The sequence below is a fragment of the Paenibacillus paeoniae genome (genome assembly GCF_003388735.1).
Taxonomy (GTDB): Bacteria; Bacillota; Bacilli; order Paenibacillales; family Paenibacillaceae; genus Pristimantibacillus; species Pristimantibacillus paeoniae.
The window spans coordinates 1,084,707-1,110,457 of record NZ_QUBQ01000001.1; the positions used below are offsets into that span (position 1 = coordinate 1,084,707).

Below are 25,751 nucleotides of genomic sequence, written 5' to 3' on the forward strand. Positions count from 1 at the left end.
TGAAGGAGAAGGGCATCAGGCCTTTCTCCTTTTCCTTATGGCCTCATGCTGAATCAGCACCACTAGCGTAGTTCTTGTCTAATTGGACATGTCTAAAAAGCCCTTCCGCGCTCCGCATCGGAGACGAAAGGGCTTCGAATGTTGTTTATCATCCGCTCGCAGACGGAAAGAAAAAGAGAGGCCATATGGCCTCTCTTTCGTCTCAACTATTAACGGCTGTAGAATTCGACGATTTGTTTCTCATCGATTTCTTGGCTCAGCTCAGCGCGCTCAGGCAGGCGAACGTACTTGCCTTCCATTGCTTGCTCGTTGAACTCCAGGTAGTTCGGAAGGTGATGACGACCTTCCATAGCTTCCTTGATGGATTTCTGAGCACGGCTGCGCTCGCGCAAACCGATTACGTCGCCAACAGCAACCGTGTAGGAAGCGATGTCGACTTTCTTGCCGTTTACAGTCACGTGGCCGTGAGCTACCAGCTGACGAGCGCCAGCGCGGGAGTTCGCGAATGCCAGACGGTAAACCAGGTTGTCCAGACGGCTTTCAAGCAAAGCCATGAAGTTTTCACCGGCTTTACCTTTTTGCTTAGCCGCTTTGTTGTACAGGTTGCGGAATTGCTTCTCGTTCATACCGTACATGTGGCGAAGCTTTTGTTTTTCTTGCAATTGAATGCCGTAGCCGCTCATCTTTCTCCGTTGGTTAGGGCCGTGCTGTCCTGGTGGGAAAGGGCGTTTCAAGTCTTTGCCAGTTCCGCTCAGGGAGATGCCCAGGCGGCGGCTTAGTTTAAATTTAGGTCCTGTATAACGTGACATGTGTCTTGTTAACTCCTTCATCAAATGTAATTTTGAGAATGGGGTTGTGTTGCGCGGATAAACGTTCTATGGATGATTGCCATCCCTGTCAAGCGCTTCAGCCGCTGGCTTGTCAGTGAACGAATGTCCTGAGGGTGACACAAAACCGTACGCCCATGTTTTCAACAATTAATATTATATGAAATTGGGGCGAAAAGTCAAGATTTCTCCTAGCATGATCTTTGAGCTCCAAATAACGATAAAAGCGTCTAAAGTCCTATAAATTTTGGGAACGATAGTGCAAAGTTCTTAAAAATAAAGTATGATAAAATAAATGAGAGTGAGCTGTCCCTTGCATTCACGGGAAAGGGTAAGGTGCTGCATGGTTAATGAAAGAAAGGCGGAACTTCCCATTTGGTTTGCCAATGAAGATATTCATGATGCGGACGAGCCTTATCTCCCATCTCTATTAGAAGAAAGTTTTTTTCGATGGAGAGGGGAGGTTTCGGGGCTGGTCTCTTTGCGTGCGGGACAATTCGGAATTTATACGAGAGATATCCTGTGCCACGGCTCCAGTGACCCTGCCGACGAACCTGACTTCGCGGAGCGTGAGCCATTGGCAAGGTTAGTTGTTCCGTTGGCGTTCCGGGAAGGCACGACACACAAGGACAGCGCCGACGGCTGCCATGCGATCGCTATTCCGTTGTTGCGCCGTTCGGACAGGGCGGTATTTGCCGTGCTGCTCTATGTGTTCAGGGACGATCACGCTGCTCCGTATACAGGCGAGCTGGAATCCGCTGCGCTCCATCTGAGAAGCTGCTTCTACCATGTATTCGAGCAGTTATACGTGAGGGATTTGATTCAGCAGCAGCATCGGAAGGATCGCGAAGCAAGCCACAGGGATGCGCTGTTTCTTGCTGCCAAGCAACTTTACGACCAGATTGACGTATCCTCCGTCTTGGCGGAGATGCTGGCGAGTCTGGAGTCGCTGTATCCCAACTCTGAAGTCCATCTCTATCTCTCCCAGGATTATGTAGACGGAGATCCTAGAATAAAGCCCCTGGCATTCAAGAATACTGCACATGACATCGTCGCTCAGGCGTTCCTGGAGAGCAAGCCGGCTATGGAGCATGAGCGTGACGGCACGATGCGTCTTGCTGTTCCGATGACCGGGAAGCAGGCCGTTTATGGCGTGCTGTGCTTGACGCTGGGACGCGGCAAGTGGGATGAATCGGATATGCCGGCGTTTCTGCTGCTTGCAGACACGGCGGGTTCCGCGTTCGAGAACGCGAAGCTGTACGAGCAATCCAATCTCTTGATTAATGAACTGCGTCTGATCAATGAGATGACCAAAAGACTGAATCAATCTCTTCGTTTGAAGGAAATTTTTCAATTTGCGACAAGCGAGCTTCTGACGATATTCGATGCCGATTATTGCTGTGTGCTTCAACTCGACAAGACAAGCAACGAATTTGTAGTGAAGTCCAGCAATATCCCCGCCATGGCGAGCGAGCATTTTTCGCCGGAATACGGGTTTTGCGGGATGATCTACCGGACGAAGGAACCGCTTATTATATCGGACTATTGGAATACGCGCGTTGTCACGTCCAAGCTGATGGACAATACGGGATCGCGTTCTCTGATTGCTGCGCCTATCTTCGTGGACGGCGAGGTGGTTGGCGTCATTCTGGTAACCCACAAGATCGCCAATTTCTTCTCCTATGACAACTACAAACTTCTTCAAGTGATGAGTACGCATATTGGGCTTGCTGTTGCGAACGCTTCCTTGCATGCGGAAGTGCGCAGGATGGTCATTACCGATACGCTGACCGGACTGCATGCGCGACATTATTTGAACGAACAAATCCAGAGCAGGCAGCGGAAGGATCCCTTCGGCTCGCTCATTCTGGTCGATATTGATTATTTCAAACGCATTAACGATACGTATGGCCATCAGGTCGGCGATCGTATCCTGATTCAGGTGAGCAATATTATCGCATCATCCATTCGCCAAGGTGATATAGCGGCTAGATGGGGCGGGGAAGAGCTTGCCGTTTATTTGCCGGGCATCCGGACGGAGCAAGCGCTTCGCATAGCGGAGCGGATACGCAATCAGGTGGCTGAGGAAACCAATCCGACGGTGACCGTATCTTGCGGTGTGTCGGAGTGGACCTTCGACAATGAAAAGATTAGTGTAGAATCGTTGTTCTATCGGGCGGACATGGCTTTGTATGAAGCCAAGAACAGGGGCCGGAATTGTATAATCGTTGGTGAATAATCGTAGTAATAGCCGTCCTGATGAGGGGCGGCTTTCGTGTTTTTATTGTTCCTGTAGCAGAATAATAATGAGGCGAATTAGAGACGCTAGTGCAGAGAGAACGGCAGATTGCGCTAGTAGCGTCTATGCCTTGGTTAGACAGGAGGAGATTGTATGCATGTACGTCACAAGCTAAGGGCCCTATTCGCCGCGCTGCTGCTTTCCGCTGGACTAGTAGGCTGCTCGGTCGTTGAGATGAACAGAACGCCGGAGGAGTGGCTGAGCTTATCCTATTCGGGTCTAGCGGCAATGGATCAATATGCGTTTAGCGGATCGATGAGCATGGGGATGGAGGAAGGCATCATGTTCAAGCCGCAAATGTTTGAAGGCAAGGTGGTGAACCATCATCAGCTTACGATTCAGTCCGACAAGCAAGATCCGTTGTACTGGAATCCGGTGGAGGTGCTGGATTCTCTCAATCGCTCCCATGAATCGGTGGAGATCGTCAGAAGCGGCGAGCGGGATAGCAGTGGTGCGACAACGCTGGTACTGCGCGTCGTAGAGAAGCGGGATGCAGCCAAAAACCGCTGGGTCGGCGTGCTCGTGCAGGAGCTGGAGCAGGTCACTGGGGAGGTTGTTATTACGAGCGGGGCGGGCAGTGCCAAGCGCAAGGAAATAGCCGAACAGGCCAAACAGGAATTGGACGCTATGCTTCGCTCGCTTGAGGTGCATACGGCTTATGAGATCGTAGTAGACAAGCAGAGAATGCTTCCTCTCAAGATGGAGGAGAACACGACCTTTACGTATGATCGGAAAGATCGCAAACTGCAGGAAAACAGGCATACCTCAGTCCGGTTCCAAGCATTTGAGAGCACTGCCGCGAAAACGGACTAAAGTGCGAAAATGGATCAATCATGATACGATAATGAGAGATAACAAGAAGGAGAAGATCTGACATTATGCGTGATTCAAGATTGAAGAAACTGGCTCAAAATTTGGTGCAATATTCGGTAGACGTTCAGCCTGGAGAGAACGTTCTGATTGATATAATCGGATTGGAGCGCGAGCTTGCCAAATGCTTGATTGAAGAAGTTGCTGCCCGTGGCGGCAGACCGTTTCTGGAGATGAGCGACCGCTCCGTATTGCGTACCATGCTGAAGCATGCGACGAAGGAGCAGATTGAATTATGGGCGAAGCTGGATCTGGAGCGGATGAAAAATATGCATGCTTACATTGCGGTGCGCTCCGGCGACAACGTGAATGAGCTTGCCGACGTGCCGGACGATAAGATGCGCCTGTATGAGAAACTGTACCGCAATCCTGTACATATGGAACAACGCGTGAAAAAAACAAGATGGGTTATTTTGCGTTACCCGAGCCCATCGATGGCGCAGCTTGCCAATATGAGCACAGAGGCATTCGAGGACTTCTACTTTGATGTCTGCAATCTGGACTACAGCAAGATGGAGAAGGCGATGGACCCGCTCAAGGCGTTAATGGATCGCACGGACAAAGTGCGCATCGTATCGCCGGGGACGGATATTGCATTCTCGATCAAAGACATTGGCTCGAAAAAGTGCTGCGGCCACCGCAACATTCCCGACGGAGAAGTATTTTCCGCGCCTGTGCGCGATTCCGTCAACGGAACCATTACGTACAATGCGCCTAGCGTGTACTCCGGCACGACATTCCAGAACGTCTCCTTCACTTTCGAAAATGGCAAAATCGTAAAAGCGGAAAGCAATGACAATGAGCGCTTGAACGAAATTTTGGATATGGACGAAGGCGCCCGCTATATCGGGGAATTCGCGATTGGCTTCAATCCTTATATTCTTCATCCGATGAACGATATTCTGTTCGATGAGAAGATTGCGGGCAGTCTGCACTTTACGCCTGGTCAGGCGTACGAGGATACCGATAACGGCAACCGTTCCTCCGTGCATTGGGATTTGGTGCTTATTCAGCGTCCCGAATATGGCGGCGGCGAGATCTATTTTGATGATGTTTTGATCCGCAAAGATGGCATTTTTGTACTCCCTGAGCTAGAGGGTCTAAATCCAGAGCATTTGAAATAATGGAATAGACTGCGTTTTTTTCTTCAAACCTCTTGAAGGATGTAAGGTTTCGGGGTATCATGGTGACAGGAAAGCTTTACTAATCATATGGAGGGATTCCCCATGTCCAATAACGCAGCAATTGTAGAAATTTCTCAAGCGGCTAGCCAATTCACTTCTTCCATCGTACTGCAAGCCGACAGCAAATATATCGATGTAAAGAGCATCCTTGGGCTGTTTACGACATTGGTGGGGGGCCACTCTTACGAGTTGCATGTGCATGGTCCTGATGCTGAAGAAGCGAAGAAAGCTATGGCGGAAGTATTTTCCAAGCACAGCCTGAACGTAACGGTAATCGGCGGTTAATATTGGTATTGTTTGGTAAGGAATGGCGTCTCTTTCATTTGGAAGAGGCGCTTTTCTGTTTTGTCCTTGTGTATTCCCTACTTTTCGTCTAATATAAAGGGTATAGAGTTTGACAGGTTACGCGCACAGGAGGGGAGAAGAATGTCTGCACCGGAGGTTACGGATCTATTGCATGAACGAGCGCTTCGTCTTCTTCAGGAAGACGCGAGTAAGATAGAGAAGCTGATCGAAGTACAGATGGAGAATTTGACCACTCGTCAATGTCCATTATACGAAGAGGTCTTGGATACACAAATATACGGTTTTTCCAGAGAGATTGATTTTGCCATTCGTGCGGGCTTGGTTGCAGAGCCGACGGGCAAAGATATCATCAACCGTTTGGAACGCAATTTGGCTGTATTGTATGAAGCTTTGGACGGCAAAGCGAAGGGGTAGCCTGTTTGATAAGGGCTACCTTTTTTGTACCCGTATAAGTCGTAAGCACTACCGCAGAATATGGGAGCAATCCTTGCTTCATGTCGTCTGTTCTATTACAATGAACATATATGGCAAATTGAGGAGTGGATGACATGACCGAGAACCTTCAAACTGGATTAATCCGTATTTCTGACGATGTAGTAGCTACTATAGCGGGACTTGCAGCACTCGAGACGCCAGGTATTGCAGCGATGTCTGGCGGTATCTCTGAAGGACTAGCCAAAAGACTGAGCGGCAAGAACGTTCAAAAAGGCGTGTCGGTTGAGGTTGGCCAATTGGAAGCGGCTATTGATCTGCGAATTATTGTTCATTATGGCATTCCGATTCAAGAGGTTTCCCGCCAGCTTCAGTTGAATGTACGCGAGTCCGTGGAGAATATGACCGGACTGCAAGTCGTTGAAGTGAATGTGAAGGTGGAAGGCGTTGCGTTCAAGGAAGAAGAGCCGGACGAACCGCAGCAACGATTGAAATAATGAAACAGACGACACACGGCACTTTCCGTTATGGAAAGTGCCGTGTTTTTGCATGAACTCAATTTTTTACTTTTTCCGGTCGATTGTATTCTCGGGATATGCTGAGTAAGACGCCCATGCACATGAGACAAACAAGCAGCGAAGACCCGCCGTAGCTGATGAAGGGCAGAGTAACGCCGGTAAGCGGTATTGTAGCCGTAACGCCGCCAATATTAATAAAGGCTTGTATCGCGAACAGGCTGACAATGCCGACCCCAACTACAGTGCCGTACAGATCCGGACATCGAAGTGCAACGATCAATCCCCTCCATAGGAACAAGAGATAGAAAAGAAGAAAGATGGTGCTGCCGATAAATCCGAGTTCCTCTGCAATGACGGCGAATATAAAATCGTTGTAGGGATAAGTCAGATAGTGCAGCTTCTGCACGCCTTCCCCGAAGCCGGCTCCTACTAGTCCACCGTGGCTCATTGCCTGAAGTGAGGAGACAAGCTGGAATGCGCCATCCTGAAAGTTGGCGATGGGGTCCCTGTAGGAAGTGAAGCGTGCGACACGATAGTGCCAGGCATTAGGATTGATCGCCATGGATATGCTGACCATGGCCCCTACCGCGATAGCGGCAATCGTGGCAGCCGAGAAAACATGCTTCAGATTGGAGCCACCAGTCAGAATCATAATGGAAGCACAGGCTGCCAGAATCATGCAAGAGCCTAGATCTGGCTGGAGCATGATAAGTCCGCAGACTAGGCAGACGACGATTATGACCGGAAGGAGGCCTTTCTTGAAGTCACGGAACTTCTCGCCCTTCTTTGTAATAAGTGCACCCAGATACAAAATAATGGCCAGCTTGGCCGGTTCAGTAGGTTGAATGCCTCGACTCCCAACCCCGAACCAACTGCGTGCGCCGTTGATCTCAACTCCAATAAAGGGAACGAGAACGAGCATAATCAGTACGGGCAAGAACAACAGCATATACCCTTTTTTGAACACTTGGTAACGCAGGTTCATCATAACAAACATGACGAATATGCCGAATATGGCCCAAGCAAGCTGAAGCTTGGTGAAATGAAAGGCGTCGTTGTGGTATCTGGGTGATACGACAGCGACGCCAGAGCTGGCGCTAAATACCATGACGAGTCCGAAGCCAACCATCAGCAGCGTCATGATGAGAAGCAGGAAGTCCGGCCTTCCACGACTGACGTTCTGCGAGGCTTTCTTCATAGGAGCCCCGTTATACGAGCTGTTGCTTTAACTGCCCGAGTCGTTGAGTTGCCGTCTCCAGAATATGCTTTGGAATCGGCGACTCATAGTCCAATCCATGCGGAAACGTAGAGCGTCCGATGTATACGGCTTCAATGTTAAGGACAGTATGAGGATTTTCTAGCTTGCCTTCTATTGCGCGTGTATTCACGCGAACGAAAAATTCGCTGCCGCTTGTGCGGTCTGTCAATTTCAAATCGTATGTAGCGCGATAATATTCCCACTGCCAGCGAACAAAGCCGACTTTGTCAGCCGCTTCGTCCAAATGGCCAAGTTCGCTCTGAACGCCATTCAAACCGGAGTTCTCAATAATCATTTTAGTTCCTCCCAAATTCACAAGACATAGTTGTACATTCTTTTCTCATGATAGTATGTTTCCCCAGTCAGCGCAAGCCTTACTCCTTATCGACAAGGCAAAGTTTCGTGACATTTGCAAGAAAGTGGCCTGCGCTGCAAGCCATTATGTGAACGAGGCTTCCATAAAGCAACGGGCATCTGCTACACTTGTATCAAACAGGAAACGATCATATGGCAAATAGATAGGAGGTTGCGAATTGCGGCTAGAATCGATTGCGGAAGTAAGGCTAAGCGAACGTTATCCGGATATGGTCCGCTGGCGCAGGCATCTCCACCAATATCCCGAATTATCATTTAGAGAGAAAGAAACATCCCTCTGGATTGCCAAGCGATTGGAGGAACTGGGCTGCGATGTTCGACAGAATGTAGGCGGTCACGGTCTGATTGTGACGATAAAGGGAGAGCTTCCGGGGCCTGTCGTCGCATTAAGAGCGGATATCGACGGTTTGCCGATACAGGATGAGAAGGAATGCGAATATGCATCCAAGGTGCCGGGCATCATGCATGCTTGCGGACATGACGGGCACACGGCGGCACTTCTTGCTGTTGCCGACTTCTATAACGCCAATAGAGGGCAACTGGCAGGGGAGAGAAGACTCTTGTTCCAGCCTGCTGAAGAGGTTACGCCTGGAGGCGCAGTCGAGATGATCAAGGATGGCGCGTTAGACGGGGTTGATGTTATATACGGCGTTCATCTGTGGACACCGCTGCCTTATGGAAGCGCAGCAAGCCGTCCCGGTCCATTCATGAGCTCGGCAGATGAGTTTGTAATCGATATTGAAGGGAAGGGCGGTCATGGAGGTTTGCCGCATGGGGCAATTGATGCGATTGTAGTGGGGTCGGCGCTTGTACAAGCTGTCCAATCGATCGTCAGTCGCAATGTGAATCCGTTGCATCCGGCTGTCGTAACGATTGGCTCTTTCCAGGCGGGGACGACCAACAATGTAATCGCGGAGCGTTGTCAATTGAAGGGTACGGTGCGCGCCTTTGATGAGAGGACCCGTTACATGATTCATGATCGGCTGGAGTCGCTTGTCCGGCATACATGCGAAATGTACGGAGCCAAGCACACGTATCATATGCGCGTGGGCTACCCGCCGGTCGTGAACGATGGAACGGAGGCGGAACGCTTCTTCGAGATTGCAAGACCGATCTTCGGCGATGAGGGAGTCCTGGAGGCGGATGCCATTACGGTGGCCGAGGATTTCTCCTATTATTTGAACGAGAAGCCGGGTTGCTTCATGTTCGTGGGCGCCGGCAATCCGGAAGTAGGCGCCGTCTATTCGCATCATCATCCCAAATTCGATATGGACGAGAGAGCTATGCTGAATTCAGCAAGACTGCTGGTCGGTATGGCCGAGGGATATGCCAACAACTATTCAATTGCTGCAAAATGAGCTTGCCGCTTTGCGAAAGGAGGACGATTATTCGTCCTCCCACAAGGCGACAAGCTCATTGTTTTCATTGTATAGCTCTGCAGGATCGGGTTCGTTATTGCTCCATACATTATCGACTTCCCATATAAGCAGTATGGCGTTTGCGTCCTTGACATGGCTGTCTCCAGACGAGACTAGCAGCTTGCTGTTGGCCGGCAGTTCGACCTCAGGGAACGTATAGGTCTGATTGCCGCGAACGCTAATCAGCTTCCAGCCTTCCATATCAATCGTTGCGCTCGTCGTATTCGTAATCGTCACGAGCTCTCCCCGCTTATCTACATCAATGACAAGTCCCATATGATGGGTTTTATGAACGGATATTTCCGCTTGGCTCGTCTCCTTGCCAGAGCTCCACAGCCCAATCTTGTTCTGCTTCGCAGTTTGTTCCAACTGCTTGTACACATTTTCCATCTTAACATTGGGTTCAACGATCAGTACTTTAGCCAGCCCCTCTTGAAGAAGAAGCTCGTTCAGAATACGCCCGTCCTTCAGCTCGACAATGGCAAGAGTCCGGTCATAACGGTCCTTGATTTCTTTGTCGAACGTAAGTTTGACCTCGCCTGATTCCTTCAGCAGCTTCTCGGTGAAGGCAGATGCCTCGGGTCCATATTTTTGTACAGGAGTATTTCCCTTTTTGATCTCAGGCGTATCAATATAGAGCATGCGAATCGTGTTGCTCGTATCGCCAACTGTGATTTTGAACGTATCGCCGTCCACGTATCCATCCACCGCATACCATGTATCCGATTTCACATTTTGGTTCGCTGATATCGAAATGGCAGAGCAGCCTGCCAGCATGATGGAGAGCATTAGAAGTAACAATTGTAATGAATATCTCATAGAAGTATAGCCTCCAGCTTCATTTAGAAGGTTGCATTCAATAAATCCTTTTCTACTATACCACACAATGACCTCAATAATCGATCAAGGAAACGTTGGTCTCGGGGATAAAATCTGGACAAATCTTTCATACTGTGGAGAGAGAATGCGCAGAATGGGAGGCATATGATCGTTGAATATCGATGGAGCAATCATTGTGCAGTCCGATTTGACTGTATTACTGGATGAAAGATGCCCCACCGTTCACACTGCTCGCGAGCAGCTATATCGGTTCGCAGAGGTCAGAAAACGGGTTGGTTCTATTCATACCTATCGCATTACACCGATGACGCTCTGGCATGCGCTTGATGAAGGATGGACCGGAGAGCAGACGATCGAAGCTCTAAGAACGCATGCCAAATATGAGGTGCCCTTGCAAGCGGAGGGGATGATTCGACTTTGGGCTGGCCGTTACGGCAAGCTTAGACTGTCTGCCGAGCATGAGACGCTCCTATTGAATGGCGATGCCGACCTATTGGAGGCGCTTAGCCGAATTCCTCATATCTTGGGCTGGGTGGAGGCGATCAGAAGCCCGGAGACATGGCAGTTGGCGCCGGATTGCCGAGGTCTGCTGAAGCAAGAGCTGGGCAGACTTGGCTATCCCGTAATAGATCATGCGGGCTATCATACCGGCGAGTTTTTGTCTGTTCATTTGAGAGAGCAAGCCCTGCGAGGGAACCGATTCGCCTTGCGTGATTATCAGGAGCGAGCTGTTCGGGCATTCATTCAAGATGGAGCAGCAAGAGGGGGAAGCGGCGTAGTCGTCCTGCCTTGCGGGACAGGAAAGACGGTAATCGGCATAGCCGCGCTTGCCCGGCTTGGAGCTGCAACGCTTATCCTGACCTCAAGCCGGACTTCCGCAGAGCAATGGAGGGAAGAGCTGCTGGACAAGACGACGCTGGCGGAGGATAGCGTAGGACTGTATAACGGGAAAGTAAAGGAAGTAAAGCCCGTAACCATCGCAACTTATCAACTGCTGACCAGGCGTAAGTCCAAGGCTGGCGAATTTACACATATGGGGCTGTTCAATGAAAGGGATTGGGGACTGATCATCTATGACGAAGTGCATCTGCTGCCGGCTCCCGTATTCCGAATGACGGCTTCCATTCAGGCGACGCGCCGTCTCGGACTTACGGCAACGCTTGTGCGCGAGGACGGTTGTGCGGAGGATGTCTATTCCTTGATTGGACCTAAGCAATACGATATGCAGTGGAAGGAAGCGGAGAAGGGGGCTTTTATTGCAACCGTCAGTTGTGCAGAAATTCGAGTTCCGCTGACAGCATCTCAGCAGCTTAGTTATACGGAGGCTGCGCCCAGAGGCCGATTGCGCATCGCGGCGGAGAATCCGGGCAAGCTGTCCGTCGTAAGAGACTTGCTGGCACGGTACAGGGATAAGCAGATACTTGTCATCGGCCAATACTTAGGACAGCTTCGCGAGGTCGCCAGTGAGATTGAAGCCCCTCTCTTGACGGGAGAGACGCCTCATGAAGAACGTCTGCATCTGTACGATCAGTTCAGGAGCGGCAACATTAACGTGCTGGTCGTGTCCAAAGTGGCCAATCTGGCCATCGATCTGCCGGATGCTTCGGTTGCTATTCAACTGTCGGGCAGCTTTGGCTCCAGGCAGGAAGAAGCGCAGCGGGTGGGAAGGCTGCTTCGACCGAAACAAGGCGACAATCGAGCATGGTTCTATACCCTTGTAACGGAGGGGACAAAAGAAACGGAGTTTGCCCTTAAACGACAGCTGTTCATGCTGGAGCAAGGGTATGAATATAGGCAAGTATCGGCAGCGGAGGCACGTGAGAGCCGATTGCACACGGGGGTGGTTAACGGATGAACTTGGCACAGCTGAGCGATAAGTTATCGTCTGAACGCGTCAAACAATTGGAAAGCTCTACAGTATGGGAGGCTGTCGTTGCCCGGGGCATGTCTTGGCAGGAAGCCATGCTGAATCACAGTGCAGTTACTGCAGCGTGGGACAGGCTGTCTTCTTCAGCCAAGGGATCGCTGGAGGCCTTCATGCTGCTCGTTGGTGCTGCACCAGTTGAGGAGGACAAGCTTCTGGCAGCGCTGCGGGAGCATACTGCCCTCTCGGGAATGGAGGCGCGCATGGGCTTACGTGATCTCCAGGAAGCGGGCATCGTGCTGGCAGCTGCCAAGGTGTGGGGCGAACGGATCTGTTTTATGCCGACGGACAGTTTCCTTTTGTGGCATCAGCTCCTATTTCCTTGTCCTCTGAATGAGATTGCGGTGCCTGTCCAGCCGTTGATGGATGCGAGCGGAACTTTTCTCGGTGCGCAGGAGCCGCTAAGCCGCAGAGTACTCTATATGCTGTCTGCATTAGTTAAGTCGGAGACCGCCTTTACTTCCAAAGGCATTTTGCCCAAAAAGACGATTCAGCGCCTGCAAGAAGCGTTAAGACTTGAGGATGGTCGACTTGCTCATTTTGCGTGGAGTGTCGCACGGCGAGAAGCTTATCCCTTGTCGGTGGCTGCCGGATTGGCTGCTGCGGCTGCGATGGGGCTGTTGAGACGAGAAGAGCGGGGGCTTAACGTCGACCACGAAGGGCTTCAGAGATGGAGCGCTATGAGCGACTGTGATCGAGAAGAGGCGATGATCAGCTGGGCTTTTGGTTATGGGCTCAAAGGGACCAGAGAGGATGTCCACATCGGTGCCGCCCTGGCAAGCGCCTCAGCCGGCAAGTGGTATTCTGCAAGCGAAGTTGCAGAATGGGGGGAGCTCTTATTGCATAGTAGCGGAGCAGCTTCCAAGAATGGCCTCATGCTGGATCGGGTCACGCGGTGGCTGACTTTCTTGCATGAACTTGGCTGGATGGAGCTTGCCGAGCGGCTTGGAGCCCTTGAAGGAACGGGGCTGTTATTCCGTCGCCGCGAATTTTCTTCTGCGATTGACGGCCGGTTGATCGTACAGCCGACCGGAGAGTTGCTTGTTGCGCCGGGAAGCAGTCTCGGCATGAGATGGGAACTGGAGCTGATCGCCGAGCGAATTCATCGGGAAGAGCCGGTATTGTACCGCATGACCGCCCACTCCGTGGCCGCCGCATTGGAGCATGGTCGCACGAAGGAGGGGGTTGCCGACTTTCTTGCGAAGGCCAGCGGCGAAGCGGAATTGCCGATTCAGCTCGAATCGATGCTGGAACAATGGGCGAATCGATCGTCCCGCTATTCATTCACAGAGGCCATGTTACTGCGTTGCGATACCGCTGAACTGGCTGAGCAAGCAATAAGTCTGAGCGGGATTGCTGAACACGTGCTTGCTCGAATAGGTGAAAAGGATTTCATTATAGATCCTGCAGGAGTAAGCGAGCTCAGAGGGCTGCTGAACAAGGCGGGATATCCGCCCCGCAAAGGCATTGTTCAAGCGCTTGACGACGGGGGAGCTGGCTATCCTTATATAGCCGATTTCAATGAGACGCTTGGTCAGACGTATACGCCATTGACGCCTGATCGGAGCTTCGAATCCGCCGAATGGTTGTATGAGCCAATGACATTGCGGCATTATGAGCTGGATCAGACGGGAGGGGCTGCAGCCGTGACGATTCTGTCCGGCATGGATCGGGTGCCTACAGCATGGTGGCGACAGCTGCGCAGCTATCATGCGTCGACACGCAAAGAGCTTATCCAGCAAGCAGTCGCCATGGAGACTGCTGTGCAGCTTAACCTGGATGGGAAGTTGCGGAACTTTGTGCCGGAGCAGATCGAGCTGCGTGGAGAGCAATGGGCTGTAACGGGCAAGTTGATTGGCGATGAACTTGCGGAGCGGAGCCGCTTGACTCCTGATATGTGGGAGGAGATGAAGCTTGTTTTGCCTAGCGGGATCATTATGTAACCTCCTCTATCTATTGGCTTGAGGGATATGATATGATAAATTAATAGCAAGCGAATTGAAAAGAGGTGGATCAATGCCTGTTGCCGAACCATGGACAGCTCCGTCGGTGCAAGAAGATGGCGTCAGATCTTCGCTTGATATGGCGTCGCTGCTTTTGTCCGCTTACGAGCTGGGGGACTGGATTAATCAATCGGCGGAAGTGACCGATTATTTATATTGGAAGTCAGTAGTATCTCAGGACCAGGAAGTTAAGGACCTGCAGATCCATTTCGCCAAGGCGAAGGAGCTATTCGAGGAATGTCAGCGCTTCGGACGGTTTCATCCGAACTACCACGAGGCGAAAGATAAGGTGAAGCTGATTGAGAAGCAACTTATGGACCTGGAATGTGTAAGCAAATTCAAGGAATCCGAGCAGGCTGTGGACGATATGCTGTATGAAGTGTCCCGCATGATTGCGGAGTCGGTATCCGACAATATTAAGGTGCCGAGCAACGAAAGAAACCAAGGGGGCGGCTGTGGCAGCGGCGGATCGTGCGGCTGCGGCAGCGGCGGCTGCGGTTAAGTCTGAACCGCGAAGCTTCGCGAGGTTATGGAGGAGGAGCAAGCAGATGTTACCGGATCGAACGGGTTTTATCGTATGGGTTAGCGATTTGAAGGCGGCAAGGGCTCTGGAGAGATTCGGTTCCGTACACTTCATGTCGCGCAAGCTTCATTATGTCGTGCTTTATATGAATGCTGACAAGGTGGAAGAATCCTTGAAGCAGATGAGCCGCTTGTCTTTTGTGCGCAAGGTGGAAAGATCCTATCGTTCCGAAATTCCAACGGAGTACAGCAAGGAGAACGAAGATAAAACAAGATTTTACAGCCTGTAATTAGGAATAAAGTAGAAGTAACCGCTTCTTGGCGCAAAAATAGCGCCGAGAAGCGGTTTTTTTATCGATAATTTCCATATTAAGACATATATGGCCCGACTTTATTTTATTGTTGAAAAATCGGACAATCATGGTAGAATGGAAATAAATAAATAGGATAAAAGCCCTGGTTCCTTGGAAGGAGTAGGTTGCGAGATGAAGGATAAAATGACGAGAAGATGGAGTACCTATGAGTCGTTTTATGTCGAACTTGGCGACAAAAAGGTGGTTGACGTCATTATTACCAATCATGCCAAAAGTCGCTGGCTAGATCGGATCGAGAGCGAGAAGACCGGATACGAAGATATTGCTGAGTACTTATGGGATTGCTTGAAGAAAGGCCGGATCGAACCTTACTATCGCAATGAGCAGGACGTTTATTTAATTGATGAGGATCTCGTATTTGTAGCGGAATTCGCGGATTCGCTTACAGAGCTTGATCTGCTGGGCAACTCGCTGCATAAGATGATCGTCGTTACCTTTCTAGGTAGAATGTCGGAGACGATTGAGCTTAGAGACCTAAAATCCTATTATTCCTGGCTAAGACACTCCAGAAGAATGACGCTGGTCAAAAACAGCCGGAAGCGTAAATGATGAATTACTTTTCCAAATTTAATCGGTACATAATACAGATATTGGAATAAAGACGCGATCCGGGAGGGTCGCGTTTCTTCAATTCCTCATAATGATGTCGCTTCTGTGATGGTCTGTAGTATAATAGGGCCAAAGAAAGGACGGATAATAGATGGCGCTTAATTTTCATCAATTACACATTTTTTATACCGTTGCGGAGCGCGGAAGTTTCTCCGCCGCTGCGCAAGCTTTGCATATGACTCAACCTGCGGTGACCATGCAAGTACAGTCCTTGGAGGATTATTTTGGCACCAAGCTACTGCTTCGCTCTACGAAAAAGATTGATCTGACAGAGGCCGGCAGGGCGCTCCTGCCGTACGCCAGGAACAGTATTGATCTGATTCGGGATACGGATCAAGCTATGTCCGCCTTCACCAAGCAGTTGAAGGGCCGCCTGCAGCTTGGCTCCAGCCTTACTATTGGCGAATATGTACTGCCCCGACTGCTAGGGCCCTTTGGGCAGGAGTACCCGCATATCTCCATCAGCATGAAAGTGATGAACACAGCGCAAATTATGGAAGATATTTTGAATCATCAATTAAACTTCGGCTTGATCGAAGCGCCAGTCAATCATCCCGACATGCATATGGAAGCGGTCATGAGTGACGAGTTGATGCTTGTTGTGCCGAGTAGCCATCCGTTGGCGGAGAAAAAATCGGTCACACTGGACGAGGCGCTGCAGCATGCCGTTGTTCTGCGCGAGCAGGGGTCTGGCACCAGGCTTGTGATGGAGGAACAATTAAAGAAGAAAAAAATCGATCCGGTGTCCCTGAAAATTGTTATGGAGCTTGGCAGCACAGGCGCAGTTAAATCGGCAGTTGAGGCAGGGCTCGGTATTTCCTTCTTGTCCGTATCCTCGGTTAAGCATGAAGTGGCTTTGGGGCTAATCAAGGTAGTGAAAGTATCGGATACGAAGTTTCAGCGCCAATTTTATTCCATCTATTTGAAGTCTGCGCTGCTTCCGATCTCTGCCGTTACGTTCCTGACCTTTCTAAGAGAGAGGGATCTTCAGCAATGGCTGTAAGAGGAAGAGCGGATCTTCATGCCCATACGACGGCGTCGGATGGCATGTATGCACCATCGGAAGTCGTCAGAAGAGCGAAGCTTGCCGGCTTGTCGGCCATCGCGATTACGGATCATGACACGATTGCCGGTGTTGACGAAGCGCTTGCTACGGGAGATGAATTAGCGATTTCCGTCATTCCGGGGGCAGAGCTAAGCACCGTAACCGGTAGTGCGGACATCCATGTGCTGGCCTACTATACCGATAATAATGACTCGCTGTGGCTGGAGCGCCTAGCATGGATCGGGAATGCCCGCGACCGACGCAATGAAGCTATTCTGCATAAGCTGCAGGAGCTGGGGATCGGGATTACGATGAGTGAGGTTCACGAAGCTGGTGCTGACAAGAAAGGAAGTGTCGGTCGTCCGCATATAGCGGAGGCGTTAATTCGAAGAGGTGTCGTCTCCGATATGAATGAGGCCTTTGCACATTATCTAGGCTCGGGAGCGCAAGCCTATGTACAGGTGCAGAGCGTCTCTACGGCTGAGGCGCTGATCTGGATTCGCGAAGCGGGAGGCGTGAGCGTCATTGCTCATCCGGGGTTGTACGGACGGGACGAGCTTCTGGAGCAATGGGTACGAGATGGCGTTCAGGGAATTGAAGCGTTTCACTCCGATCATACTGTCCAGGATGCAGAGCGGTATCGCGTCTTTGCGGAAGGTCAGGGGCTTCTGATTACAGGAGGCTCCGATTTCCATGGGGAACGGAACGGCGTGAGCTATCATGGTGCGCTAGGCAGCAGCGGAGTAGAGCTTGCCGTTGCGGAGCAGCTTCGCCGGAGGGCGGCGAGCCAGCGTAGCTAAGTTTGAGCAGATACGGTACAGTGCAGCTTGGCCATAGATTGGTTGGGGAACCAGTCGGCTCTTGGAGTTGTGCAAAGCAATATGAAATAGAATAACGTTGCATAAAAACACGGATCATCCATCGGGACGATCCGTGTTTTTCGTTATTTTACTGCCGATGCCAGAGCTTTGAGACGATTTGTGTCAGGTGTGATGAACAGCGTCTTCTGATGGTCATAAATGACGAAGCCGGGTTTCGCTCCGCTTGGCTTCCGCACATGGCGGATAAAGGTGAAGTCAACCGGTACCATGCTGGAGTCTTTCGCTTGGCTGTAGCTGGCCGCAAGCATAGCTGCCTCTTCCAGCGTCGCGTCGCCGAAGTCTCCGCCCCGGATAACGACATGGGAGCCGGGAATATCCTTTGTATGCAGCCAAGTATCCGTCGGAGAGGCTAGTCGGTTGGTTAAATATTCGTTCTGAAGATTGTTTTTGCCGACGTAGATCAGAATGTTCTCCGAGGATGTATAGCAGAGAAGGGGCGGGTTCTGCGATTTCTTCCGCTTCGGACCGCGCGTCTTGCGTTCGCGGAGATAGCCCTGCTGAACCAGCTCTTCGCGAATGCCTTCGATATCGGACAATGCAGCATCGTTCAACTGCTGGATCAGCGTCTCGAAGTAGGCGATCTCGGCTTTCGCCAACTCCATCTGCTGAGCAACGACTGTCTGGCTGTTGCGGTATTTCGTATAACGCCGGAAGTAGCGCTGGGCATTTTCGGAAGGTGTAAGCTGCGGGTCCAGTTGAATGTTGACAACAGCTTGTTCTTCATCGTAAAAGTTAACGAGCTCAATCGATTCGTCCCCACGGTTGAATTGATGCATATAGGCCGTTAGCAGCTCGCCAAGCACGCGATATTTTTCCGCATCTTGCGCTTCAAGAAGCGTTTCTTCCAGCTTTTTAATTTTAGTCGTGTTTTTGCTCTTCTCGTTCTGTACAAAGCGTATTAAATCCGATGCGCGCTGCTTCACCGTATCCCGCTCGGCTTTGTCGCCGTAGAAGGATTCCAAGCACTCGCTGATCGAATCAAAAGCAAGGCTTGTCCCGTGAATATGACTAAGCGGCGTCACCGAGAAGCTGGATTTTCCGCTAGCTGCATCGGTAACGATTGTTGGCTCGTATCGATCCTCATGGAAGGCGTTCATGAGCTCATGGAAGCTGTGCCATAATGACGGAATTGTAGCAGAATCTTCAGATAGCTGGGCTCTGTAAACGACTTCCTTCGCCAGCAACGGGCTTAGTCCACTGAACGTGGCGACAAGCGATTGCTGAAGCGGGATAGGTGTATCGTCTGCACTTTGCGTCAGCAGTTCTCTGAAAGAATCTTCATCGGAGACGGCTAGCGGATCCGACTTGCCTTGATCCGGCGGCGATGTATACGCCACTCCAGGCATAACGATCCGGAAGCTGCTGATGGCGGGCGTGACATGATGGATGCCGTCATGAATAGCGCCAGTTGCTGTGTCCATCAAAATAATGTTGCTGTGGCGGCCCATAATTTCAATGACAATGGTTTTGAAATTCAGATCGCCAAGCTCGTCCCTTTGACGGATGTCTATATGAATAATTCGTTCTCTCCCGACTTGACGAACAGCTTCGATGAGACCGCCTTCGCAATGTTTGCGCATAAGCATGCAGAACATCGGAGCTTCCAGCGGATTCACATAGGTGGCAGTGGTGAAGTGTGTTCTAGGATAAGTAGGGTTGGCGGACAACAGAAGCTTGGAAGTAAATCCGCCGCCGCGCACGGCCAATACGAGGTCATGTTCGGTTGGCTGATGAATTTTATGAATACGCGCGCCGACGCATCTCTGAAGCTCTGCGGCGACCGCTCGGACGACTATGCCGTCTAATGCCATGATCATTATTCCTCTCTTTAGAGCAGTATGATTCTATCATGCCATATTTGAGACAAAAACTTAAGCCTCTCTGGGATATTTTATAGGCTGTCCGAATACATTTAGCGTAAGTAAGGGCTGTCCGCTGGAACGGCAACCAACGGGAGGGAGTCATGGAATGGAACAGTTGAAATGGCATCAGATGGGGACAAGCGAGCTTCTTGAATCGCTTGGCAGTTCGCAAGAGGGCGGGCTTAAGCCGTCCGCGGCTGCGGAGAGGCTTGAGAAGAATGGTCACAATGAGTTGTCGGAAGGAGAGAGGATCTCGCCGATTGTGCTTTTCCTGAATCAGTTCAAAGATTTTATGGTGCTCATCCTGATGGGAGCCACCTTAATATCGGGATTGCTTGGCGAATACTTGGATGCGATTACGATTGTCGCTATTATCGGGCTGAACGCCGTTCTGGGCTTCATGCAGGAATTCCGGGCTGAGCGCTCGCTCCGTGCGCTCAAGGAGCTGTCGGCGCCTTCGGCCAAGGTTATTCGGGGCGGCGAGCTTGTTACGGTTGCCGCCAAAGACTTGGTGAACGGTGATATGGTCTATCTGGAAAGCGGGGACCGTGTACCTGCAGACCTCAGATTTATTGAGGCGAACAGCTGCTATATTGAAGAGTCGGCCTTAACGGGCGAATCCGTTCCTGTCGGCAAGCACGCGGCTGTTATCGGGGATGAAGAATTGCCGCTGGGCGATCAGCGGAATATCGCATTTATGGGGACGATGGTTACGCGCGGCACAGCTCGAGGGATTGTCATACGGACGGGCATGGCTACCGAAATGGGCAAGATTGCCGGCCTCATCCAAGCGACGGAGTCGATGGAGACGCCGCTGCAGCATAGACTGGAGCAGCTTGGGAAGCTGCTTATCGTCGTGGCAATTGGCTTGACGGTTATGGTTGTTGTAGCAGGCATCCTGCATGGCCAGCCGGCATACGGCATGTTCCTTGCAGGCGTCAGCCTTGCGGTGGCTGCCATCCCTGAAGGCTTGCCTGCAATCGTGACGATTGCGCTCGCGCTTGGCGTCCAGCGTATGATTAAACGCAAGGCGATCGTTCGCAAGCTGCCTTCAGTCGAGACATTAGGATGTGCCTCCGTCATATGCTCGGACAAAACAGGTACGCTGACGCAAAATAAAATGACCGTCACCCATGTCTGGATTGGCGGTCGCAAGCTCGAAGTCAGCGGTGAGGGCTATGATCCGACGGGTGCCGTCTATGAAGACGGCAAAGCGCTTGACCTGAAGCATGATCAGTCTATGAAGCGCCTGCTGCAAATCAGTGCGCTTTGCAATAACGCTTTGCTGGTCAGAACGGAGCCGGAGGAGCAGAAACGCCGCAAGAGCAAAGAACCGCAAGGGGAATGGACGCTAAAAGGGGATCCGACAGAAGGTGCGCTCACCGTACTGGCGACAAAACTTGGTTCATCGGCGAAGTCGCTGGAGGCGCTTTACCAGCGGGTCAAGGAGTTCCCGTTCGATTCGGAACGGAAGCGGATGTCCGTATTGCTCTCCCATCAAGGAGGACGTCTGCTCTGTACGAAAGGCGCGCCGGATATGCTGATGGAACAATGCTCCTATGTGCTGTGGGACGGAAAGGTTGTCCCGTTCACCAATACGCTGAAGCGCAAATGCGCGGATGCAGGCGAGGCGATGGCTCAGTCTGCGCTGCGTGTTCTCGGCTTTGCCTATCGTGATTTGCGATCGACGGATCGATGCGAGACGGAAGCGGATGCCGAAAACAATCTTATATTTGTAGGCTTGGCCGGCATGATCGATCCTCCGCGGCGCGAAGTGAAAGACGCGATTGCGACATGCCGCAGAGCGGGTATCAAAACGGTTATGATCACAGGTGATCACCAACTGACGGCAGAAGCGATCGCCAGTCAGCTTGGCATTATGCCGCGCGGCGGCATTGCAATGAGCGGAAGGCAACTGGAAGGCATGGAAGACGAGCAACTGGATCGTCTGGTGGACAATACTTACGTCTTTGCGCGTGTATCGCCGGAGCATAAGCTGCGTATCGTGAAGGCTCTGCAGCGCAAAGGGCATGTCGTGGCCATGACGGGCGACGGGGTCAATGACGCACCCGCGATTAAGGCGGCGGATATCGGCATTGCCATGGGCATTACGGGGACAGACGTAACAAAAGAAGCATCAGCGCTCGTCCTGAGCGATGACAACTTCTCAACCATCGTGGCAGCCATTGAAGAAGGCAGGGGCATCTACGAAAACATTCGCAAATTTATCCGTTACCTGCTGGCATCCAATGTAGGCGAGATTTTGGTCATGTTCCTGGCTATGATGGCAGGTCTGCCGCTTCCGCTCGTGCCGATTCAGATCCTGTGGGTGAACCTCGTGACAGACGGGCTTCCGGCCATGGCGCTCGGGGTGGATCAGGCGGAGAAGGATCTGATGCAGCAGAAGCCGCGTTCAGCCAAAGAAAATATATTTGCCCGCAGACTGGGATGGAAGATCATTAGCCGAGGCGTGTTAATCGGGATTTGTACACTAGGGGCATTTTGGATTACGCTTCGTGAGGGAGCGGGTACGGCCGATGGATTGATGAAAGCTCAGACCGTTGCATTCGCGACGTTAGTTATGGCGCAGCTGATTCATGTTTTTGATTGCCGCAGCTCGCGCTCCATCTTCCACCGCAATCCGTTCCAAAACAAATATTTGGTGCTGGCGGTTCTCTCGTCGCTGCTGCTTATGCTGGGTGTACTATATATTGAAGCGCTGCAGCCGATCTTCAAGACGGTGCCAATTGGATTCCGTGAATGGTGTCTTGTATTCGTAGCGGCAGGAATTCCGACATTCGTGATGGGTATTGGCAGCGTGCTGGGCAAATCCGGCAAAACAAAGACAAATTCCAAATGGCCGCTCGGCCCGCAGACGGCTGCCAGATAACGTGGAATAGTGCAAATGTTGATGCAAATTATGAATAGCGTTTCTCTTTCCTTTACGGTATGCTAATAGGAATGATGATAGATTAGCATACTTTGGGCCTATAAGGAGAGATCGATAGATGAACTTCACGAAAATGCACGGATTAGGCAATGACTTTATCGTCGTAGCGGGAGAGCAGTCGCTTCCAGCTAATGCAGCAGAGCTCGCTGAATCGTTCTGCAACCGTTTCTTCGGTATCGGAGCAGACGGACTTGTCTATATTCTACCTTCGGAAAAGGCGGATTTCCGCATGCGGATTATCAATTCCGACGGTTCCGAGGCGGAGCAATGCGGCAACGCGATCCGCTGCGTGGCGAAATATGTCTATGACAACGGACTGACCAATCAGAAAGAGATTACGGTTGAGACGCTTGGAGCAGGCGTGCAAAAGGTACAGCTGACCGTAGAAGGCGGCAACGTGCAAACCGTGCGTGTCGATATGGGAGAGCCGATTCTATCCGGCCTGCAAGTGCCGACTACTGTAGATGCTGATCGCGTCATTGAGCATCCGATCGAAGTGGACGGCCGCGAGTTTACATTCACGGCTGTATCCATGGGCAATCCGCACTGTGTCATCTATGTGGATGACGCAGTCGGCTTCGATCTGGAGTCGTGGGGACCTAAGCTGGAGACACATCCGATGTTCCCGCGCAAGATCAATGTTGAATTTGTAACGGTCAATTCACGTTCGCAAGCCGACATGAGAGTATGGGAGCGCGGTGCAGGACCGACGCTTGCATGCGGTACCGGGGCATGCGCGACGCTTGTCGCATCCGTGCTGACCGGAGCGACAGACCGTACAGCAACCATCTCCCTTAAGGGCGGAGACTTGCTGATTGAATGGGACGAGAACGATAATCACGTCTATATGACAGGGCCTGCCGCGGAAGTTTTCCGCGGAGAATGGTAGGGTGACTGTATGGGCGAACAATTGAGAAGACCAAATCTACGGGAAGCGCTCGCAGAGCGTATCCTTGTCGGCGACGGAGCCATGGGAACCTATCTGTATCAGATGGGGTTCCCTGTCGGCGTTTCCTATGAAGAATTCAATGTACTTAAACCTGAAGTCATCGAGAGCGTGCACCGCAATTACTATGAAGCGGGCGCAAGACTGATCGAGACGAACACATATTCCGCCAACCTGGAGAAGCTGTCGAAGCATGGGCTGGAGGATGAGATGGAAGCTATTAACCGCGCAGGTGTGCGGATTGCACGCTCCGCCATAGGCGCGGATGCTTACGTTGTGGGAGCGATAGGCTCGATTCGCGACGGCAAGCGGAAAAATCTGCGGACGAAGCGCGTCATCAACGCGTATGAAGGGCAGATGAAGGTATTGATCGAGGAAGGCGTCGACGGACTGTTGTTCGAGACGTTCTATGATCTGGAAGAGATGAAGCTTGCGGTGCGCATCGCGCGCGAACTGACGGATATTCCGGTTATTTGTCAATTTGCGGTAGAAGATGCTGGACGTACTGCGGACGGGATTGAGCTGGCGGACGCGTTCAACCAGTTGCAGGAACTGGGGGCCGATGTGGTCGGCTTCAACTGCCGCAGCGGCCCTAACGGCATTATGCGCTCGATGGATTCCATCAATGCGCCGGTTGCCCTGCCGTTTTCCATCTACCCGAATGCGGGTATTCCGGATTATGTAGACGGCAAATATACGTATTCTGCGGGGCCGGAATACTTCGCGGAATGCGCCCGCAAGTTCGCGGACCGCGGCGCCCGGATTATCGGCGGCTGCTGCGGCACGACGCCGGAGCATGTGGCTGCGATGGCAGCTTCGCTTGCGGATTACGTTCCTCAGCCGGGAGCGGCTGCCGCAGCGAAACGCCAGTCGACGGTTGTTCACGAACCTGCATCGAAGGCAGCCGAACAAGCTTCCTTCGGAGACATTCACCAAGAGCCGACTTTGGTCGATCTGGTGAAGGAACGTCATACGGTCATCGTGGAGCTTGATCCGCCGCGCGATCTCGATATTCGTAAGTTTATGGAGGGCGCTGTAGCGTTGAGAGAGGCGAGGGCGGATGCCGTGACAATGGCGGACAACTCGCTTGCCGTTACGCGCATGAGCAACATCGCGCTTGCCGCCCTGCTGCAAGAGAAGGTAGACATTCGTCCGCTCGTCCATATCGCAGCTCGCGACCGCAATTTGATCGGCACGCAGTCACATATGATGGGGCTGGATGCGCTTGGCATCGATCACGTTCTCGCTGTTACGGGAGATCCTGCTAGATTCGGAGATTTGCCGGATTCCAGCTCGGTCTATGATCTGACGTCCTTCGAGATGATTCGGATGATCAAGCAGTTGAATGAAGGGGTAGCTTTCTCCGGCAAGCCGCTGAAGCAGAAAGCGAAGTTTGTCGTTGGCGCGGCGTTCAATCCGAACGTCAAACATTTGGACAAGGCTGTTCAGCGGCTGGAGCGGAAGATTGCTTCTGGTGCAGATTACATTATGACGCAGCCTGTCTATGATACGGGTCTGATCGAGCGAATCGCGGAATCGACCAAGCATCTCAGTGTGCCTGTCTTTATCGGCATTATGCCGCTTGCCAACGGACGCAATGCGGAATACCTGCATAACGAAGTTCCGGGTATTCAGCTTTCGGATGAAGTCCGAGCCCGTATGGCTGGACTTGAAGGTCCGGAAGGTCGGGCTGAGGGCGTTCAGATCGCAAAAGAACTGCTGGATTGTGCGTTGCAGCACTTTAATGGCATCTATCTGATCACGCCATTTATGTTCTATGACATGGCCGTTCAGCTTACGCAATACGTGTGGGAAAAGACAAAACAATAGCGAGCGAAGAGCCGAATTATGGATGCTGCCTAACTTTTGCTTGTTCCAAGGGAAGAAATCAATTAAAATAAGGCATAAGTTGGAGCGGACGGTAAAGGAAGTACGTATGCTCATTCATTTTTTCGTCAACAATAGAGCAATGGTCTGTCGTTTTTTGGAAATCGGCTATCATTGCGCATAGAAGGACCGTAGGCGGAGGGGGACCTGGCTTGGCTATTAAGCTCATTAATATCGGATTCGGGAATATTGTATCTGCGAATCGCATTATCTCGATCGTGAGCCCGGAATCGGCTCCAATCAAGCGAATCATTCAAGAAGCACGGGATCGACACATGCTGATCGACGCGACATACGGCCGCCGGACTCGCGCGGTTATCATTACGGACAGTGATCACGTTATATTATCTGCGGTTCAACCGGAGACGGTTGCCCATCGTTTATCTACCAAGGATGACGATAACGACGAATAGTACGGGGA

Annotated in this window: 23 protein-coding genes; 18 read left to right on the forward strand and 5 right to left on the reverse strand. The window is 51.5% G+C overall.

What is annotated here, in order from left to right; genetic code table 11:
- Positions 1–209: 209 nt before the first annotated feature.
- Positions 210–809 (reverse strand): 30S ribosomal protein S4, encoded by a 600-nt coding sequence (gene rpsD / locus DX130_RS04785; protein ID WP_116043260.1) that lies wholly within the window; start codon positions 807–809, stop codon positions 210–212.
- A 361-nt stretch (positions 810–1,170) separates the two neighbouring features.
- Between rpsD and DX130_RS04790 the strand changes: the two genes are divergently transcribed.
- The 6 genes from DX130_RS04790 (at position 1,171) to DX130_RS04815 (ending at position 6,415) form a co-directional block, all read left to right on the forward strand.
- Positions 1,171–3,066 (forward strand): diguanylate cyclase, encoded by a 1,896-nt coding sequence (locus DX130_RS04790; RefSeq protein WP_165861162.1) that lies wholly within the window; start codon positions 1,171–1,173, stop codon positions 3,064–3,066.
- 153 nt (positions 3,067–3,219) lie between these two features.
- Complete coding sequence (locus DX130_RS04795) at positions 3,220–3,939, forward strand: hypothetical protein (protein ID WP_116043263.1); 720 nt, start codon at positions 3,220–3,222, stop codon at positions 3,937–3,939.
- Positions 3,940–4,004: 65 nt separating this feature from the next.
- Positions 4,005–5,120, forward strand: coding sequence for an aminopeptidase (locus DX130_RS04800; protein ID WP_116043265.1), 1,116 nt, complete (start codon positions 4,005–4,007; stop codon positions 5,118–5,120).
- Between the two features lie 102 nt (positions 5,121–5,222).
- Complete coding sequence (locus tag DX130_RS04805; protein ID WP_116043266.1) at positions 5,223–5,465, forward strand: HPr family phosphocarrier protein; 243 nt, start codon at positions 5,223–5,225, stop codon at positions 5,463–5,465.
- Between the two features lie 141 nt (positions 5,466–5,606).
- A complete protein-coding gene (locus DX130_RS04810; protein ID WP_116043268.1) occupies positions 5,607–5,900 on the forward strand; it encodes an Fpa/YlaN family protein in 294 nt (97 codons plus the stop codon).
- A 134-nt stretch (positions 5,901–6,034) separates the two neighbouring features.
- Positions 6,035–6,415 carry an Asp23/Gls24 family envelope stress response protein gene (locus DX130_RS04815; RefSeq protein ID WP_116043270.1) on the forward strand — a complete coding sequence of 127 codons (381 nt, stop codon included), beginning with the start codon at positions 6,035–6,037 and terminating at the stop codon, positions 6,413–6,415.
- Positions 6,416–6,473: 58 nt separating this feature from the next.
- Here the strand turns inward: DX130_RS04815 and DX130_RS04820 are convergent, their stop codons facing one another.
- Together DX130_RS04820 and DX130_RS04825 are read right to left on the reverse strand one after the other, a co-directional pair.
- Complete coding sequence (locus DX130_RS04820; RefSeq protein WP_116043271.1) at positions 6,474–7,634, reverse strand: FtsW/RodA/SpoVE family cell cycle protein; 1,161 nt, start codon at positions 7,632–7,634, stop codon at positions 6,474–6,476.
- A gap of 10 nt (positions 7,635–7,644) precedes the next feature.
- Complete coding sequence (locus DX130_RS04825; RefSeq protein ID WP_116043273.1) at positions 7,645–7,989, reverse strand: YugN family protein; 345 nt, start codon at positions 7,987–7,989, stop codon at positions 7,645–7,647.
- A 289-nt stretch (positions 7,990–8,278) separates the two neighbouring features.
- Between DX130_RS04825 and DX130_RS04830 the strand changes: the two genes are divergently transcribed.
- Positions 8,279–9,427 carry an amidohydrolase gene (locus tag DX130_RS04830; RefSeq protein WP_116045744.1) on the forward strand — a complete coding sequence of 383 codons (1,149 nt, stop codon included), beginning with the start codon at positions 8,279–8,281 and terminating at the stop codon, positions 9,425–9,427.
- A 27-nt stretch (positions 9,428–9,454) separates the two neighbouring features.
- Here the strand turns inward: DX130_RS04830 and DX130_RS04835 are convergent, their stop codons facing one another.
- Positions 9,455–10,306 (reverse strand): thermonuclease family protein, encoded by an 852-nt coding sequence (locus tag DX130_RS04835; RefSeq protein ID WP_116043275.1) that lies wholly within the window; start codon positions 10,304–10,306, stop codon positions 9,455–9,457.
- Between the two features lie 172 nt (positions 10,307–10,478).
- Here DX130_RS04835 and DX130_RS04840 point away from each other — a divergent pair, with 172 nt between their 5' ends.
- The 7 genes from DX130_RS04840 to DX130_RS04870 all read left to right on the forward strand — a co-directional run bounded on the left by DX130_RS04840 (position 10,479) and on the right by DX130_RS04870 (position 17,604).
- The gene (locus DX130_RS04840) at positions 10,479–12,182 is read left to right on the forward strand and encodes a DNA repair helicase XPB (protein ID WP_116043277.1); all 1,704 of its coding nucleotides are present in this window, start codon (positions 10,479–10,481) and stop codon (positions 12,180–12,182) included.
- Positions 12,179–14,194 carry a helicase-associated domain-containing protein gene (locus tag DX130_RS04845; protein WP_116043279.1) on the forward strand — a complete coding sequence of 672 codons (2,016 nt, stop codon included), beginning with the start codon at positions 12,179–12,181 and terminating at the stop codon, positions 14,192–14,194. The genes DX130_RS04840 and DX130_RS04845 overlap by 4 nt, the downstream gene beginning before the upstream one ends.
- A gap of 73 nt (positions 14,195–14,267) precedes the next feature.
- Positions 14,268–14,756, forward strand: a complete 489-nt coding sequence (locus DX130_RS04850) for a YlbF/YmcA family competence regulator (protein ID WP_116043281.1) — start codon at positions 14,268–14,270, stop codon at positions 14,754–14,756.
- Between the two features lie 46 nt (positions 14,757–14,802).
- On the forward strand, positions 14,803–15,066 hold the full coding sequence (locus tag DX130_RS04855) for a YlbG family protein (protein WP_116043282.1): 264 nt from the start codon (positions 14,803–14,805) through the stop codon (positions 15,064–15,066).
- 195 nt (positions 15,067–15,261) lie between these two features.
- Complete coding sequence (locus DX130_RS04860) at positions 15,262–15,699, forward strand: hypothetical protein (protein ID WP_116043284.1); 438 nt, start codon at positions 15,262–15,264, stop codon at positions 15,697–15,699.
- Between the two features lie 151 nt (positions 15,700–15,850).
- Entirely contained in the window at positions 15,851–16,762 is a 912-nt protein-coding gene (locus tag DX130_RS04865; protein WP_116043286.1) for a selenium metabolism-associated LysR family transcriptional regulator, read from the forward strand.
- The gene (locus DX130_RS04870; RefSeq protein ID WP_116043288.1) at positions 16,753–17,604 is read left to right on the forward strand and encodes a PHP domain-containing protein; all 852 of its coding nucleotides are present in this window, start codon (positions 16,753–16,755) and stop codon (positions 17,602–17,604) included. The genes DX130_RS04865 and DX130_RS04870 overlap by 10 nt, the downstream gene beginning before the upstream one ends.
- A 143-nt stretch (positions 17,605–17,747) precedes the next feature.
- Here the strand turns inward: DX130_RS04870 and DX130_RS04875 are convergent, their stop codons facing one another.
- Positions 17,748–19,496, reverse strand: a complete 1,749-nt coding sequence (locus DX130_RS04875; RefSeq protein ID WP_116045745.1) for an Rqc2 family fibronectin-binding protein — start codon at positions 19,494–19,496, stop codon at positions 17,748–17,750.
- A gap of 157 nt (positions 19,497–19,653) precedes the next feature.
- On the opposite strand from DX130_RS04875, the gene DX130_RS04880 reads away from it, so the two are divergent.
- From DX130_RS04880 to remA, 4 genes are all read left to right on the forward strand, one after another.
- Entirely contained in the window at positions 19,654–22,437 is a 2,784-nt protein-coding gene (locus DX130_RS04880; protein WP_116043290.1) for a calcium-translocating P-type ATPase, SERCA-type, read from the forward strand.
- A 118-nt stretch (positions 22,438–22,555) separates the two neighbouring features.
- A complete protein-coding gene (gene dapF, locus DX130_RS04885; RefSeq protein WP_116043291.1) occupies positions 22,556–23,386 on the forward strand; it encodes a diaminopimelate epimerase in 831 nt (276 codons plus the stop codon).
- A gap of 9 nt (positions 23,387–23,395) precedes the next feature.
- The gene (locus DX130_RS04890) at positions 23,396–25,273 is read left to right on the forward strand and encodes a bifunctional homocysteine S-methyltransferase/methylenetetrahydrofolate reductase (RefSeq protein WP_116043293.1); all 1,878 of its coding nucleotides are present in this window, start codon (positions 23,396–23,398) and stop codon (positions 25,271–25,273) included.
- Positions 25,274–25,482: 209 nt separating this feature from the next.
- On the forward strand, positions 25,483–25,743 hold the full coding sequence (remA, locus tag DX130_RS04895) for an extracellular matrix/biofilm regulator RemA (protein ID WP_005548256.1): 261 nt from the start codon (positions 25,483–25,485) through the stop codon (positions 25,741–25,743).
- Positions 25,744–25,751: the final 8 nt, after the last annotated feature.